Source organism: Erwinia sp. (assembly GCF_049696395.1).
Taxonomy (GTDB): Bacteria; Pseudomonadota; Gammaproteobacteria; order Enterobacterales; family Enterobacteriaceae; genus Erwinia.
Genome location: NZ_JBAVTT010000005.1, coordinates 61,670 through 76,364, shown reverse-complemented (window position 1 = coordinate 76,364; position 14,695 = coordinate 61,670). Strand labels below are relative to the sequence as shown.

Below are 14,695 nucleotides of genomic sequence, written 5' to 3'. Positions count from 1 at the left end.
TTCCAACACATAACCGCGATCGGCCAGCTTAAGCGCCTGGTTAGCGTTCTGCTCCACCAGGAAGATGGTCATGCCTTCCTGACGCAGCTGCTCGATGGTGTCGAATATCTGCTGAATGATGATCGGCGCCAGACCTAACGAGGGCTCATCCAGCAGCAGCAGGCGCGGCTGGCTCATCAACGCCCGGCCAATCGCCAGCATCTGCTGCTCACCGCCGGACATGGTGCCGGCACGCTGCACGCGGCGCTCATAAAGACGCGGGAACAGCTCATACACCCGCTTGATGCGGGTCTGATACTGCTGACGCTCGGCGAAAAAGCCGCCCATCGCCAGGTTCTCTTCCACCGTCATCCGCGAAAACACCCGGCGCCCTTCCGGCACAATGGCAATGGCCTCACGCATGATGCGCGCGGTTTGCCATTCGGTGATCGCTTTACCGTCGAAGGTAATCGATCCCTGCGTCGCGCGCGGCTCGCCACACAAGGTGCCGAGGATGGTGGTTTTGCCCGCGCCGTTGGCCCCAATCAGCGTAACAATCTCGCCCTGGTTGATATGCAGACTGACGTTATGCAGCGCCTGGATTTTGCCGTAATGGGCACTGACGTTCTCAAGAGAGAGCATTGGGTTCATATCAGGCTTCTCCCAGATAGGCGCGGATCACGTCCGGATTGTTGCGGATCTCTTCCGGCGTACCGTTGGCCAGCGGCGTGCCCTGATTCACTACATAAATGCGGTCAGAAATGCCCATCACCAGTTTCATATCATGTTCAATCAACAGTACCGAGACGTTGTGCTGGCTGCGCAGTTCGGCAATCAGCTCATCAAGCTCGTGGGTTTCTTTCGGGTTCAGACCGGCTGCCGGTTCATCCAGCATCAGGATTTCCGGGCGGGTGACCATGCAACGGGCAATTTCCAGACGGCGTTGCTGACCGTAGGCCAGGTTCCCCGCCTGACGGTTAGCCATTTCCAGCAGACCCACTCGCTCAAGCCAGGTCGCGGCACGATCCAGCGCATCGCTCTCCGCTTTACGGAAGGCAGGCGTTTTCAGCAAACCGGCAAACACCCCGCTTTTCAGATGCTGATGCTGAGCAACCAACAGGTTCTCAATCACCGTCATTTCACGGAACAAACGCACGTGCTGAAACGTACGAACAATCCCCATACGGGCAATTTTCTGCCCTGGCTGACCAGCAATGTCGTTGTCGCGCAGCATAATGCTGCCGCCTGTCGGACGATAAAAACCGGTCAGGCAGTTGAAGACGGTGGTTTTTCCGGCACCGTTCGGGCCGATCAACGAAACGATCTCCTGCGGGCGCAGTTCCAGCTCAACGTTATTCACGGCGAGCAGGCCGCCAAAGCGCATCATCAGGCCTTTTACGGCTAACAAAGGCTGAGTCATGGCTGCTCTCCTTTTTCTGCAGTCTTCAACTTCAGGTGCGGGCGCTTCATGGGTAGCAGGCCTTGTGGACGCCAAATCATCATCAGCACCATCAAACCGCCAAGCACCAGCATGCTGTACTCATTCAGGTCACGCATCAGCTCGCGAGAAACCACCAGCAGAACGGCGGCGAGAATGACCGCAAACTGCGAGCCCATGCCGCCAAGCACCACAATCGCCAGCACAAAAGCCGACTCGGCAAAGGTGAAGGATTCCGGGCTGACAAAGCCCTGACGTGCGGCAAAAAGGCTACCGGCAAAGCCAGCAAAAGCCGCACTGATAGTGAAAGCTGTCAGCTTGATGCGCGTTGGGCTAAGACCCAGAGAGCGGCAGGCGATTTCATCTTCACGCAGCGCTTCCCAGGCCCTTCCAAGCGGCATCCGCAGCAGGCGATTAATCACAAACAGCGTGATGATCACCAGCAGCAGCGCCACCATATACAGGAAGATAATGCGGTCGCTGGGATCGTATTTCAGCCCGAAGAAGTTATGGAAGGTGTCCCAGCCGCCGTCGCGCACGCTGCGGCTAAACTCCAGACCAAATAACGACGGTTTTGGGATCTGGCTGATCCCGTTCGGGCCACCGGTGATTTCGGTGTTGTTCAGCAGCAGAATACGGACGATCTCGCCGAAACCAAGCGTCACAATCGCCAGATAATCACCGCGCAGGCGCAATACCGGGAAGCCGAGCAGCAAACCAAACATCGCCGCAACCAGACCAGCCAGCGGCAGACATTCCCAGAAGCTCATGCCGTAATAGTGATTCAGCAAGGCAAAGGTATAAGCGCCGATAGCGTAGAAACCGCCGTAGCCCAGCACCAGCAGGCCAGAAAGCCCCACCACCACGTTCAGGCCAAGGCCGAGCATCACGTAGATCAGCGTCAGCGTGGCGATATCCACAGTCCCGCGAGAGACGAGGAACGGCCAGGCTACCGCAGCAATGATCATTACCAACAGCACCAGCTTTTGCTTTGGCGTGGAGCCATCAATGCCAGGCAGAACCATCGCCGGGCCAGAGATTTTTTTCAGGCCTTTTTGCATCAAAGGACGCAGCAGTTGGAAGAAGAACACCACCGCAGCGCCCAGTGTAATCCAGTTCCAGCGCACGCTTCCGGCGTTGTTCACCACCAGATGCGTGCCGTCCAGGTTCAGGCGCATCCCCATAAAGAAGGCCGCCAGCAGCACCAGCATCAGCGCTGAGGCAATGGCGTTAACCAGGTTGAGATGTTTCATACTTTCTCAACCTCCGGGCGGCCCAGAATACCGGTAGGCATCACCAGCAGCACCACAATCAGCAGCGCAAAAGAGACCACATCTTTGTATTCAGTGCTGAGATAAGCCGAAGTCAGCGCCTCGGCAATGCCGAGGATCAGGCCGCCTAACATCGCACCTGGAATACTGCCGATGCCGCCTAATACCGCCGCGGTAAACGCCTTCATGCCAGCCATAAAGCCGATGTATGGGTTGATGACGCCGTAGAATTGGCCTAGCAGAACGCCCGCAACCGCCGCCATGGCCGCACCGATAACAAACGTCAGGGAGATCACACGGTCAGTATTAATGCCCAACAGGCTGGCCATTTTCAGATCTTCAGCACAGGCACGACAGGCGCGGCCCATGCGTGAATAGCGAATAAAAAGCGTCAGCGCCAGCATCGAAAGGAAGGTCACTACCCAGATAACCACCTGCATGGTGGAGATGGTGGCGGAGAAACCGTTGCTCTCGCCCAGCGTCCACTGGCCGGTGATCAGGCTTGGTAGCGCGAGATCGCGTGAGCCCTGCGTCAGGCTGACGTAGTTTTGTAAGAAGATCGACATCCCGATGGCGGAGATCAGCGCGATCAGACGTTTGGAGGATCGCACCGGCTTATAAGCCACGCGTTCAATGCTCCAGCCGTAGGCGCTGGCAATCACCACCGCGACGATGAACCCGGCACCGATTAGCATCCAGCTGACATCGATCCCGACCATCATCAAGGCCGCAATCACGATAAAGGAGACGTAGCTGCCGATCATGTAAACCTCGCCGTGAGCGAAGTTGATCATGCCGATAATGCCGTAAACCATGGTGTAACCGATGGCTATCAGCGCATAGGTGCTGCCCAACGTCACGCCGTTGAACATTTGCTGCAGGAAATAGAGAAATTGCTCGGACATACCTTGCTACCTTACTTCTTTCCGCGCTGGCGGAGAGAATGGAAAAAAACGTCCGTGATCCCTCACCAGACGTTTACTGTTACCGGCGACGTTACGCCGCCTTCACCGCTGTCAGACTTCCCCGGACAGCCCCAGGCCGCCGGAAAAGTATGGCTGATTTATTTCACTGCGGTAGAAGAACCGTCTGCGTGCCATTTGAAGATGCCGAACTCAAAGCCTTTCAGGTCGCCTTTCGCATCCCAGTTCAGGTCGCCCATTACGGTTGGCACTGCTGCACCTTCTTTCAGGTTTTTCGCGATATCTTCCGGCTCAGCACTTTTGCTGCGCTCCATACCGGTAGTCAGCGCCTGCAATGCGGCGTAAGTGGTCCAGACGAATGGGCCGGTTGAGTCCAGTTTCTTCGCCTTCAGCGCATCAACAATCGGTTTGTTCGCAGGAACCTGGTCATAACGCTTAGGCAGCGTGACCAACATGCCTTCAGAAGCGGCACCAGCGATGTTAGACAGTGAGGAGTTGCCCACACCTTCTGGCCCCATGAACTGGGTCTTCAGGCCTGCGGCACGAGCCTGACGCAGCATCTGGCCCATCTCCGGGTAGTAACCGCCGAAGTAGACAAAATCCACGTTCTCTTTCTTGAGACGAGCCACCAGCGTGGAGAAATCTTTGTCGCCAGCGGTGATCCCTTCAAACATCACCACGTTGCCACCTGATTTTTTCAGGCTGGCCTGCACGGAACGCGCCAGACCTTCACCGTACTGCTGTTTGTCGTGAATCACAGCGATGCGCTGAGGTTTGATTTCACTCAGGATGTAGGTTGCAGCGGTTGGGCCCTGATCGGAATCCAGACCGGTAGTCCGCATGATCATCTTGTAACCACGGGTGGTCAGATCGGCGTTGGTTGCAGCAGGAGTAATCATCAGCACGCCTTCATCTTCATAGATGTCGGAAGCTGGCTGAGTGGAAGAAGAACAGAGGTGACCAATCACATAACGGATCCCGTCGTTGATCACTTTGTTGGCTACGGCAACGGCTTGTTTTGGATCGCACGCATCGTCATATTCCACGCCAACCAATTTGTCACCGTTCACGCCACCTTTAGCATTGATATCGGCAATCGCCTGCTTGGCACCAGTGAACTCCATATCACCGTACTGCGCTACCGGGCCGGACATCGCGCCAACAATGGCCACTTTAATGTCTTTCGCTACGGCTGCGTGGCTCATCGCCAGGGCCACACAACCGGCCAGGAACGCGCTACCTTTACTGATTTTCATCCGAACTACCCCATCTGTTGTGATTGCTGTTTTATTACCGCTGGATCCCAGATAAAACGTTGAATAAATAATGGCTTATCGAAAAACGCGGCGATTTTTAATAATAAGGCGTTAATTTTCAGGTTATTAAACAGGAATTTTCTGCTGTAAATCAACTGACACATTCAGAAATCCCTCACTGCCGCAGGATAAAACACTGGTGGCAACGGTGGCTTTTTCATCAATAAGCCAGTCTTTTGTGCTGACTTATTGCGCTGCTTTGAGCATTAACCCTGGGATAGTGGTTGGTGATAAACAGAATGCTCCGTTTTCGCTCAGGAAAAGTTAACCGCCCTTCTTTGGCTAAATTCGCTACAATATGCCTTTCGTACTAGTTCGGTATTCGTTATGAAACTGACCATCATCAGGCTGCAACATTTCACCGCTCAGGACCGCCTGGATTTGGCGAAAATCTGGCCAGAGGCCGGGTTGGTTGCACTGGAAGCTTCGCTGAATGAGCATCAGCAGATCTGGGCCGCCAAATTTAATAACCGCCTTCTGGCAGCAGTTAAAGCCTCGATCAAAGGTACGCAGGGCGAGCTGCAGGATTTTGTCGTTCGTGAGGTGACGCGCAGGCGCGGAGTGGGCAGTTATTTACTGGAAGATTTGCTGGCGCAGAGTCCGGGCATCACTCAGTGGTGGATTGCGGACAGCCAGGTTGAAGATCGCGAGGCGATGGCCGCTTTTATGCAGCATGCAGGCTTTATTGCGCAGGTTGGTGGCTGGGGTTATCTGGCTGGTTGAAACAAAAAGGGCGACCGAAGTCGCCCTTTTTTGCTTTTTGCATGAATTACGCTTCGATAGCGACACGCAGTTTTTTCATCGCGTTCTTTTCCAGCTGACGCACACGCTCTGCGGAAACGCCGTATTGATCGGCCAGCTCCTGCAGCGTGGTTTTGTTGTCATCGTCCAGCCAGCGGGCACGGATGATATTCTGGCTACGCTCATCAAGACCCTGCATCGCATCGCTGAGTTTATCAGCCGCGTGGGATTCCCAGTTGTCTTCCTCAATGCCATCGGCAAAGTCAGACGACTTATCCTGCAGGTAGAGCATAGGCGCCATGGAGCGACCTTCACCTTCGTCATCCGGAGTAGGATCGAAGGTCATGTCCTGGGCCGCCATACGCGACTCCATCTCCAGCACATCTTTGCTGGTGACACCCAGTTCACGGGCGACCATTTCCGCTTCTTCCTGGTTGAACCAGCCTAAACGCTGCTTGGCTTTACGCAGGTTAAAGAACAGCTTACGCTGAGCTTTCGTGGTGGCGACCTTCACGATACGCCAGTTACGCAGCACGTATTCGTGGATCTCAGCTTTAATCCAGTGGACCGCAAAGGAGACCAGACGCACGCCGACTTCCGGGTTAAAGCGACGAACCGCTTTCATCAGGCCGATGTTACCTTCCTGAATCAGGTCAGCCTGCGGCAGACCGTAGCCCGAATAGTTACGAGCGACATGAACAACAAAGCGCAGGTGAGACAGGATCAGCGTTTTAGCTGCTTCCAGATCGCCCTGGTAATGCAGCCGTTCAGCCAACGCTTTTTCCTCTTCTGCCGTCAGCATAGGCCAGACATTGGCGGCCCGGATGTAAGAATCCAGGTTACCTAAAGGAGCAATAGCTAAAGTTTGCATTTCTTTGGTCATTCAAACCCTCTCTGTATTTAACAATAATGCCGCGCCATTCCCTGCACAGTCCACAAGAGTACGTGAACGGCAGCCAGAATTAAAAGCAATCTGTGCTACTTCGACCTCAAAGTTATCCACAAGTTCACTATCACCGGTGCATAAAGTACACACCGTCTGGGCAGGCAGAGTATAGCAGGAGGAAGTGACAAAATGATGACTTCCTCTGAAGCACGTTATTCATGCAGCAGAGGAAGATTATAGCAAAAAACGTGTAAAGGGGTTACTGCGGCGTAAATCGACGTAAATGTTGTACAGTCGCTAACCAGGCGGCTATCCAGCCAATCATCGCCGAGATCAGCAGTAGCAGCAGGCTCTCATCCCACGCCAGTCCGGTCAGATTGAAGGTAGTGCCAAACACCGCCGCCACTTGTGTCACTACTGACTCCAGACGGAACACCAGCACTTCGGAAAGGATCAACGACAGTAACGCGCCAGCGAATCCTAACAACGCCCCACCGTACAGGAACGGACGCAGAATGAAGCCATCCGTTGCGCCGATCAGCTTTTGCACGTTGATGGTATCGCGCCGGGCAAAGATGCTTAGCCGCACGCTATTCCCGATCACCAGGAACACCGCCACGATCATCAGCACCCCGATCATCGCAGCCACTTGCCCCACCAGCCCGGTCAGCGCCGCCAGGCGGGCAAACCAACTGTCATCCATCTTCACTTCATCCACGCCCTGCACTTTCGACACGCGATCGCGCAGGTTAGTCATGGTGTTGTCATTCTGGAAGTTCAGCTTCGGCGTGATAATCGCCACGGCAGGCAGCGGATTCTGCTCAAGCATATCCATTGCGCCACCAAAGCCCGACCAGTTACGGAACTCACCCATCGCTTCTTCGCGTGAAAGGTAATTCACCTTGTCCACGCCATCTTCTTTCTTCAGCTGGCTGACGACGCCTTCCGCAGCATCATCATCCAGCGTTTTGCTCAGATAAACCGTCAACTGCGGGGCTGGATACCACTGTGCCGCCGCCTGGTTAACGTTTTTCCACACCATATAGCAGACGCTTGGCAGCGTCAGGGAGATGGCGATCACCATCACCGTCAGCAATGTCGCCAGCGGCTGACGCCACATATCAGATAACGTACCGCGCAGCGCATAACGCCATTGCTCCTGCCAGCCACCTTTCAGCGCTTTGCTTTTTGAAGGCTGCTTCTGCTTCGCGGCTTTGGGCGCAGGTGCCCGGGAATTGCGTTTATTAACCACCCTGGCCTCCGTGCAAACGTCCCTGATTCAGGCTCATCAGGCGATAGTTGCGCCGGGCAATCAAGCCCCGGTCGTGGGTTGCCATCAGAACGGTGACGCCAACCCGGTTAAATTCTTCAAACAGACGCAGGATGTCTTCCGACAAGGCATCATCCAGGTTACCGGTTGGCTCATCGGCCAGCAGCACCGCGGGTTTGTTCACCACTGCACGAGCGATGCCCACACGTTGCTGTTCACCGCCAGAAAGCTGAATCGGATAGCTTTTGGCTTTATCCAGCAGGCCGACTTTATCCAGCGCGGCGGAAACGCGGCGGCGAATATCTTCCCCGCTGGCACCGGCAATGATCAACGGAATAGCCACGTTGTCATAGACCGAGCGATCCATCAGCAGATGGTGATCCTGGAAAATCATGCCGATTTGGCGGCGTAAAAACGGCACTTCGCTGCTTTTCAGGCGGCTGATGTCATGGCCGCCAAACCAAATCTGACCGGCGCTTGGCCGCTCGATGCCACAAATAAGCTTCAGCAAGGTACTTTTCCCTGCCCCGGAATGCCCGGTCAGAAACGCCATTTCTCCCGGACGCAGATGGAAATCTACCCCCTGAAGCGCTTGCCGACCGCCGAGATAAGCCTTACTGACTTCTTCAAAGCGAATCATCCTAATTAGTCCTCTCGGGCAAAAAGTGCCTCTATAAAATCGTCAGCTTTAAACGAGCGTAAATCTTCAATGCCTTCACCCACGCCGATGTAGCGAATAGGAATGGCAAACTGATCGGCAACGGAGAAGATCACTCCGCCTTTCGCCGTGCCATCAAGCTTGGTCAACGTAATACCCGTCAACCCTACCGCTTCATGGAACAGCTTAGTCTGGCTGATGGCATTCTGACCGGTGCTGGCATCAATGGTCAGCATGATCTCGTGCGGCGCCTGGTCATCGAGCTTTTTCATCACACGGGTGATTTTCTTCAGCTCTTCCATCAGGTGCGATTTGTTCTGCAAACGACCGGCTGTATCCGCAATCAGCACGTCTATGTGACGCGCTTTAGCAGCCTGGATCGCATCGAAAATGACCGAGGCGGAATCCGAGCCTGTCTGCTGAGCAATCACCGGAATATTGTTGCGCTGGCCCCAAACCTGGAGCTGCTCAACCGCTGCGGCACGGAAGGTATCCCCCGCCGCCAGCATCACAGACTTCCCTTCGGCCTGATACTGGCGAGCCAGTTTGCCGATGGTGGTGGTTTTGCCCACGCCATTCACCCCAACCATCAGGATCACAAACGGCGTTTTACCGCTAACGTCCAGCGGCTCTTCCACTTTAGCCAGGATTTCTGACATTTCCTGTTTCAACAGGCCGTAAAGCGCTTCGGCATCACGGAGCTGCTTGCGGTTCGCCTGCTGAGTCAGGTTGGTGATGATACGGCGAGTGGTTTCCACGCCTACGTCCGCAATCAGCAGCTGCTCTTCCAGCTCTTCAAACAGATCGTCATCAATCTTTTTACCGCGGAACAGACCAATAAAGCCGGAACCCAGATTCTGGCGGGTTTTCACCAGGCTGCGCTTCAGGCGCGCAAAGAACCCTTCTTTGGTCGGGCGCTGCTGTTCAGCCTGATCTGACTGACCAGCCTGCTCAACCTTTGCCAGCGCGGCGGCGACCGACTCTTGCTCTTCAATGACTTCCGGTTCATTCGTCCCGGCAGCCAGCGCAAGGGCTTCCAGTTCCTCCGGCAGGATCTCCTCTTCAGGCTCGATCTCTGCAACCTCTTCCGGCTCCGGTTCGACAATAGCCACTTCTTCCGGCAGATATTCCTCTTCCGGCTCTGGCTCGACTACAGCCGCTTCTTCCGGCAGATAGTCTTCTTCCGGCTCTGGCTCGACTATAGCCACTTCTTCCGGCAAATATTCTTCTTCTGGCTCCGGCTTAACTTCAGCCACGTCTTCCGGCAGATAGTCTTCTTCCGGCTCCGGCTTAACTTCAGCCACGGCTTCCGGCAGAAGCTCTGGTTCTGGCTGCGGTTCAGCAGCAGGCTCGCTGTAAGCATCCGGGTGCACGGCCTGGTCGTGAGCCACATTTTCCGTGACTTCAACCAGCTCTTCGGCGCGTTGCTCTGCCTCGGGTTTAGCGGGCGTGGCGGCATCCGTTGCTGTTTCTTCAGCGGGATGCTGTTCCTCTAACGTCTCTTTTATCTCTTCCTGTGGCGCCTGCTCTTCACGCCCTAATCCCAGCCAGGAAAAAAAGCCACGTTTTTTATTTTTTGCCATGGTGCAACCACACTCCTCGCGGGGAAAAATCTGACAGGTCTTTGAAAATCTACTTAATCCCCTAGTCTAACACTTTCCTGCTAACGCAACACAGCACCCTTTTTACGTTTCCTCCGCCCGGTAAGCCCGTTAAACTGTGCAACAAATTATGAAGAGTTCAGCAGCATGAATAAAAAACCCCGCAGCGGCGGCGCCGGACAAATCCGCATTATTGGCGGCTTGTGGCGCGGCAGAAAATTACCGGTGCCAGACAGCGCCGGACTTCGTCCAACCACCGATCGCGTCCGTGAAACGCTTTTTAACTGGCTGGCACCCGATATCCAGGGCGCTCGTTGCCTTGACTGTTTCGCGGGCAGCGGAGCATTAGGGCTGGAGGCGCTGTCGCGTCATGCCGCTTCTGCCACACTGTTAGAGCTGGAGCGCCCGGTTGCCCAACAATTGGAAAAGAACCTGGCCACACTCGGCTGTAAAACGGGTCGGGTGATCAACACCAATACGCTGCAATTTCTGGCGCAAAACGGTGAGCCTCACGATCTGGTGTTTATCGATCCGCCATTCCGTAAGGGATTACTGGAACAAACCCTCGAACAGCTGGAAAGTCGCGGTTGGCTGGCGGATAACGCGTTGATTTACGTCGAGAGTGAAGTGGAACATGGCCTGCCGCCAGTGCCGGTAAGTTGGCAGCTTCATCGGGAGAAGATCGCCGGACAGGTCGCTTATCGCCTGTACCATCGTCAGACAATGACAAAGGAAGAGAACCATGATGATTAATATTGGCAGGCTGCTGATGGTCTGTGTCTGGGCATTTTTACTGCTGAACCTGGTGCATCCGTTCCCCAAGCCGCTGAAGTATTTTATTGATGTGGCGCTGTTCTTTATGGTGGTGATGCACGGATTGCAGCTGGTCTTAATGCGCGCCACTCAGCCAAAGGATGCCCCAAAGCTCAGCTTCCTGATGCAGACCAAGATTTTCTTTTTTGGCGTGTTTGAGCTGCTGGCATGGCAAAAGAAATACCTGCCGAAGAAGTGAAACAGTGGCAAAGCCAGCCGAAAAAGCGCGGAGCCCCATGCTTTTTCGGCAAGCCCACTAGTTAGCGCTAAACGAGATAAACCGCGTTCCCTGTACCTTCAACTGTCCTTTTTCCCCTTGATCGATCTGGCGGTAATCCTGCTCTTTCAGCACCAGTTTAAAATCCCCGGCACCGTTGAGTGGATGAAACCACGCTTCGTAGCGCCTCTCCTCAACCGGGATCACCTCACGCTGGCGCGAGCGGCGGTTGGGCACAGGAAAGTCGCGCTTGGCTTTGACTTCAGCCGGAATGGAACGCACCGGTGAAGCATCGTTCACCGCAACTTCTCTTCGCTGCTTGATAAACTGACGCGTGGCCAGCACGGCGATGACAGCCAGTACGATGAAAAAAATGACCTTCATATTTTTCTTCTTCCCCCTTATCAGGCAATGCCAATCATTCCCACGGACTAAAAGGATACAACCAGACGCCTCCCATTGTCACATCGTTGGGCTCTGTCCTAGACTAGATTCAGAATTGTGGAGTTTTGCATCTGAATACAAAGGGACACATTATGATTTGGTCGTTTCTGGCAGTTTTCTTTTCCGGTTGGCTCTATGTTGATGCTTCCTACCGTGGGCCTTTGTGGCAGCGCTGGGTATTTAAGCCCGTGACTTTGCTGTTACTGCTGGCGCTTGCCTGGCAGGCACCGATCCTCAATACCACCGATTATCTGATCCTGTTTGGCCTGCTGGCCACGCTGATTGGCGATGCGTTGACCCTGCTGCCTAACCGCCGCATGCTCTACGCGATTGGCGCATTTTTCCTTTCGCACCTGTTGTATACCCTGTGCTTCGCCAGCCATATGACGCTGACCTTCTTCTGGCCTATCCCGCTGACGGTGCTGGTAATAGGCGCGATATTGATCGCCACTATCTGGTCCAGACTGGAGGACCTGCGCTGGCCGGTTTGCACCTTTATCGGTATGACGTTGCTGATGGTGTGGCTGACTACGGAGCAATACTTCTTCCGTCCAACCGACTACAGCTTCACGCTGATGGTCGGCACGTCGCTATTGCTGTTAGCCAATATCGTCTGGTTTGTCAGCCACTATCGCCGCCGCTTCACCTCTGACCGGGCGATTGTGGCCGCCTGCTACTTTGCCGGCCACTTTATGATTGTTCGCTCGTTGTATCTGTAATTGCGGTAAAAGCCTTGACTCTGGAGTCCACTCCAGAGTGTAAGATGCGTTATCGGCGGGAGCGTTTCCCGCCGTTGCCCATCAGGAGGCGCTATGCATCAGCACTCATCTTCTTGCCCTTGTGGCCAAGGCCACGCCCACAGCCAGCATGGCTGCAGCGGCAAACCTCGCCCAACCATCAAAAAAATCTCGGTGATGACCTCCGTCACGGCTGAAACCAGCTGTTGTAGCGACGCGGGCTGCAGTTCCGGCAGCGATCCCGATGAGGAAAGCGACAGAACAGGCTCCGGAGAACGTTTCAGCTGGATAATCAGCGGAATGGATTGCCCAAGCTGTGCCCGAAAAATTGAAAATGCCGTCAGTAAGCTGAGCGCAGTCGATCAGGCTCGGGTGCTGTTTGCTACCGAGAAACTGGTGGTGAATGCAGAACAAGATGTCCGCCAGCAGGTCGAAGCCGCCGTCAGGCAGGCTGGTTTTACCCTGAAGCGCAGCGATGCTCCAGCCACAGAAACCGCCGCGCCGGGCTTCTGGCAGGAAAACCGTGCCATCATTCTGCTTGGCGTGATGATGCTCGCCAGCTGGGTGATCCACCTTGTCAGCCCGGAGGCGGGACAGATAGCCTTCACGCTGACCACGCTAGCCGGTGCCTGGCCAATCGCCCGCAGCGCGCTACGACTGATCCGCAGTGGAACCCCTTTTGCGATTGAAACGTTGATGACCGTCGCGGCCATCGGCGCACTCTTTATTGGTGCGACGGCAGAAGCCGCGATGGTGCTGCTGCTGTTCTTGCTGGGCGAACGGCTTGAATCTTTTGCTGCCAGCCGCGCCCGTCGTGGTGTTACCGCGTTGATGGCGTTGAAACCGGAAGAAGCCGTCCGGCTGAAGGGCGACCAGCGTGAAACCGTCGCTCTGAGCGACCTGCGTCCCGGTGACCGGATTGAAGTCGCGCCCGGCACCAGGTTACCTGCTGATGCGCGTTTGCTCTCGCCGTTTGCCAGCTTTGATGAAAGTGCCCTGACCGGAGAATCCATCCCGGTTGAGCGCCAGCAGGGCGAAGCCGTTGCCGCTGGTTGCCTGAGCGTGGATCGCCAGGTAGTGCTGGAAGTGGTCTCCAAACCGGGTGAAAGTGCCATTGACCGCATTCTGCATCTGATCGAAGAAGCCGACTCTAATCGGGCACCCATTGAACGCTTCCTTGACCGCTTCAGCCGTATTTACACGCCGGTGATTATGGCAATGGCGCTGCTGGTTGCGGTGATCCCCCCGCTGTTGTTCTCAGCGGACTGGCAGCCGTGGATCTACAAAGGCCTGACGCTGCTGTTAATCGGTTGCCCTTGCGCACTGGTGATCTCCACGCCTGCGGCAATTACCTCAGGACTGGCAGCCGCCTCCCGCCGTGGTGTGTTGATTAAAGGCGGCGCAGCGCTGGAAAGTCTGAATGCCATCCGCACCTTTGCCTTCGATAAAACTGGCACGCTGACCGAGGGGAAACCTGAAGTTAAGGCCGTAGTTCCCTTGACTGAAGAGGGCGAATCGTCCCTGCTGGCGAAAGCGGCAGCGGTTGAAACGGGCTCTTCCCATCCTTTGGCGAAAGCTATCGTGGCGCTGGCAACCGAGCGTGGGTTGACGCTTGCTCCGGCAACCTCACAAAGGGCGCTTGCAGGAAGTGGTGTGGAAGCGATAGTTAGTGGTCACATACTTTTAATCAGCGCGCCCGGCAGGCTTGAGGAAGGCACGCTGAGCAATGACCAGATTGAACGGGTCACTGCGCTTGAAGCCGAAGGGAATACGGTCGTTGTGCTGTTGCAGGATAACCAGCCAACGGCGCTGATTGCCTTACGGGACAGCTTACGCAAGGATGCTGCCGCAGCCTTAGCAGAGCTGAAAGCGATGGATATTCAGGCGGTAATGTTGACCGGGGATAATCCGCGCGCCGCAGCGGCCATTGCCGGTGAACTGGGCATTGACTACCGCGCAAGCTTGTTACCTGCGGATAAAGTCACCGCCATCGTCGAGCTGAATAAGCAACAACCTGTGGCTATGGTAGGTGATGGCATTAACGATGCCCCAGCGATGAAAGCCGCGACGAGTGGCATTGCGATGGGCAGCGGTAGCGATGTAGCGCTGGAAACAGCGGATGCAGCACTGACGCACAACCGGCTGGGTGGCCTGGCAACGATGATCCGCATCTCCAGAGCCACGCACGCCAATATCCGGCAGAACATCACCCTCGCGCTGGGTCTCAAAGCGGTGTTCCTGGTGACAACACTGCTGGGGATTACCGGCCTGTGGCTGGCGGTGCTGGCTGATTCCGGCGCAACCGCGTTAGTAACCGCTAACGCTTTAAGGCTGCTGCGTAAGCGCTGACGGACAAGGCCGCCTGGTTTCGAAACAGGCGGCCACCTGAAAAGCAGCGGAA

Annotated in this window: 15 protein-coding genes; 5 read left to right on the top strand and 10 right to left on the bottom strand. The window is 55.4% G+C overall.

Going from position 1 to position 14,695, the window contains the following annotated elements:
* The 5 genes from livF to WCC56_RS00750 all read right to left on the bottom strand — a co-directional run.
* Positions 1-630, bottom strand: a 630-nt coding sequence (gene livF, locus WCC56_RS00770; RefSeq protein ID WP_424690530.1) for a high-affinity branched-chain amino acid ABC transporter ATP-binding protein LivF, incomplete at its 3' end; no start/stop codon positions are given.
* Position 631: 1 nt separating this feature from the next.
* Entirely contained in the window at positions 632-1,399 is a 768-nt protein-coding gene (gene livG, locus WCC56_RS00765) for a high-affinity branched-chain amino acid ABC transporter ATP-binding protein LivG (protein WP_424690529.1), read from the bottom strand.
* A complete protein-coding gene (locus WCC56_RS00760) occupies positions 1,396-2,670 on the bottom strand; it encodes a high-affinity branched-chain amino acid ABC transporter permease LivM (RefSeq protein WP_424690528.1) in 1,275 nt (424 codons plus the stop codon). The genes livG and WCC56_RS00760 overlap by 4 nt, the downstream gene beginning before the upstream one ends.
* A complete protein-coding gene (gene livH / locus WCC56_RS00755) occupies positions 2,667-3,593 on the bottom strand; it encodes a high-affinity branched-chain amino acid ABC transporter permease LivH (protein WP_424690527.1) in 927 nt (308 codons plus the stop codon). Before livH ends, WCC56_RS00760 begins: the two co-directional genes overlap by 4 nt.
* A gap of 158 nt (positions 3,594-3,751) precedes the next feature.
* Positions 3,752-4,867, bottom strand: coding sequence for a branched-chain amino acid ABC transporter substrate-binding protein (locus WCC56_RS00750; RefSeq protein ID WP_424690526.1), 1,116 nt, complete (start codon positions 4,865-4,867; stop codon positions 3,752-3,754).
* A 387-nt stretch (positions 4,868-5,254) separates the two neighbouring features.
* On the opposite strand from WCC56_RS00750, the gene panM reads away from it, so the two are divergent.
* Positions 5,255-5,650: an aspartate 1-decarboxylase autocleavage activator PanM gene (gene panM, locus WCC56_RS00745; protein WP_424690525.1), complete on the top strand. Its 396-nt coding sequence runs from the start codon at positions 5,255-5,257 to the stop codon at positions 5,648-5,650.
* A gap of 46 nt (positions 5,651-5,696) precedes the next feature.
* Here panM and rpoH read toward each other — a convergent pair whose 3' ends face one another.
* The 4 genes from rpoH to ftsY all read right to left on the bottom strand — a co-directional run bounded on the left by rpoH (position 5,697) and on the right by ftsY (position 10,065).
* The gene (gene rpoH / locus WCC56_RS00740) at positions 5,697-6,551 is read right to left on the bottom strand and encodes an RNA polymerase sigma factor RpoH (protein WP_424690524.1); all 855 of its coding nucleotides are present in this window, start codon (positions 6,549-6,551) and stop codon (positions 5,697-5,699) included.
* A gap of 262 nt (positions 6,552-6,813) precedes the next feature.
* Complete coding sequence (gene ftsX / locus WCC56_RS00735; protein WP_424690523.1) at positions 6,814-7,806, bottom strand: permease-like cell division protein FtsX; 993 nt, start codon at positions 7,804-7,806, stop codon at positions 6,814-6,816.
* On the bottom strand, positions 7,799-8,464 hold the full coding sequence (gene ftsE / locus WCC56_RS00730; protein WP_424690522.1) for a cell division ATP-binding protein FtsE: 666 nt from the start codon (positions 8,462-8,464) through the stop codon (positions 7,799-7,801). Before ftsE ends, ftsX begins: the two co-directional genes overlap by 8 nt.
* Positions 8,465-8,469: 5 nt before the next feature.
* Positions 8,470-10,065 carry a signal recognition particle-docking protein FtsY gene (gene ftsY, locus WCC56_RS00725; protein WP_424690521.1) on the bottom strand — a complete coding sequence of 532 codons (1,596 nt, stop codon included), beginning with the start codon at positions 10,063-10,065 and terminating at the stop codon, positions 8,470-8,472.
* A gap of 165 nt (positions 10,066-10,230) precedes the next feature.
* On the opposite strand from ftsY, the gene rsmD reads away from it, so the two are divergent.
* Together rsmD and WCC56_RS00715 are read left to right on the top strand one after the other, a co-directional pair.
* Positions 10,231-10,836, top strand: coding sequence for a 16S rRNA (guanine(966)-N(2))-methyltransferase (gene rsmD, locus WCC56_RS00720; RefSeq protein WP_424690520.1), 606 nt, complete (start codon positions 10,231-10,233; stop codon positions 10,834-10,836).
* On the top strand, positions 10,826-11,095 hold the full coding sequence (locus WCC56_RS00715) for a DUF1145 family protein (RefSeq protein ID WP_041692150.1): 270 nt from the start codon (positions 10,826-10,828) through the stop codon (positions 11,093-11,095). The genes rsmD and WCC56_RS00715 overlap by 11 nt, the downstream gene beginning before the upstream one ends.
* Before the next feature lie 57 nt (positions 11,096-11,152).
* Here the strand turns inward: WCC56_RS00715 and WCC56_RS00710 are convergent, their stop codons facing one another.
* Positions 11,153-11,497, bottom strand: a complete 345-nt coding sequence (locus WCC56_RS00710) for a DUF2500 domain-containing protein (RefSeq protein ID WP_424690519.1) — start codon at positions 11,495-11,497, stop codon at positions 11,153-11,155.
* A 152-nt stretch (positions 11,498-11,649) separates the two neighbouring features.
* Between WCC56_RS00710 and WCC56_RS00705 the strand changes: the two genes are divergently transcribed.
* Both WCC56_RS00705 and WCC56_RS00700 read left to right on the top strand, forming a co-directional pair.
* Positions 11,650-12,276: a lysoplasmalogenase gene (locus WCC56_RS00705; RefSeq protein WP_424690518.1), complete on the top strand. Its 627-nt coding sequence runs from the start codon at positions 11,650-11,652 to the stop codon at positions 12,274-12,276.
* 93 nt (positions 12,277-12,369) lie between these two features.
* Entirely contained in the window at positions 12,370-14,643 is a 2,274-nt protein-coding gene (locus WCC56_RS00700) for a zinc/cadmium/mercury/lead-transporting ATPase (protein ID WP_424690517.1), read from the top strand.
* Positions 14,644-14,695 lie beyond the last annotated feature (52 nt).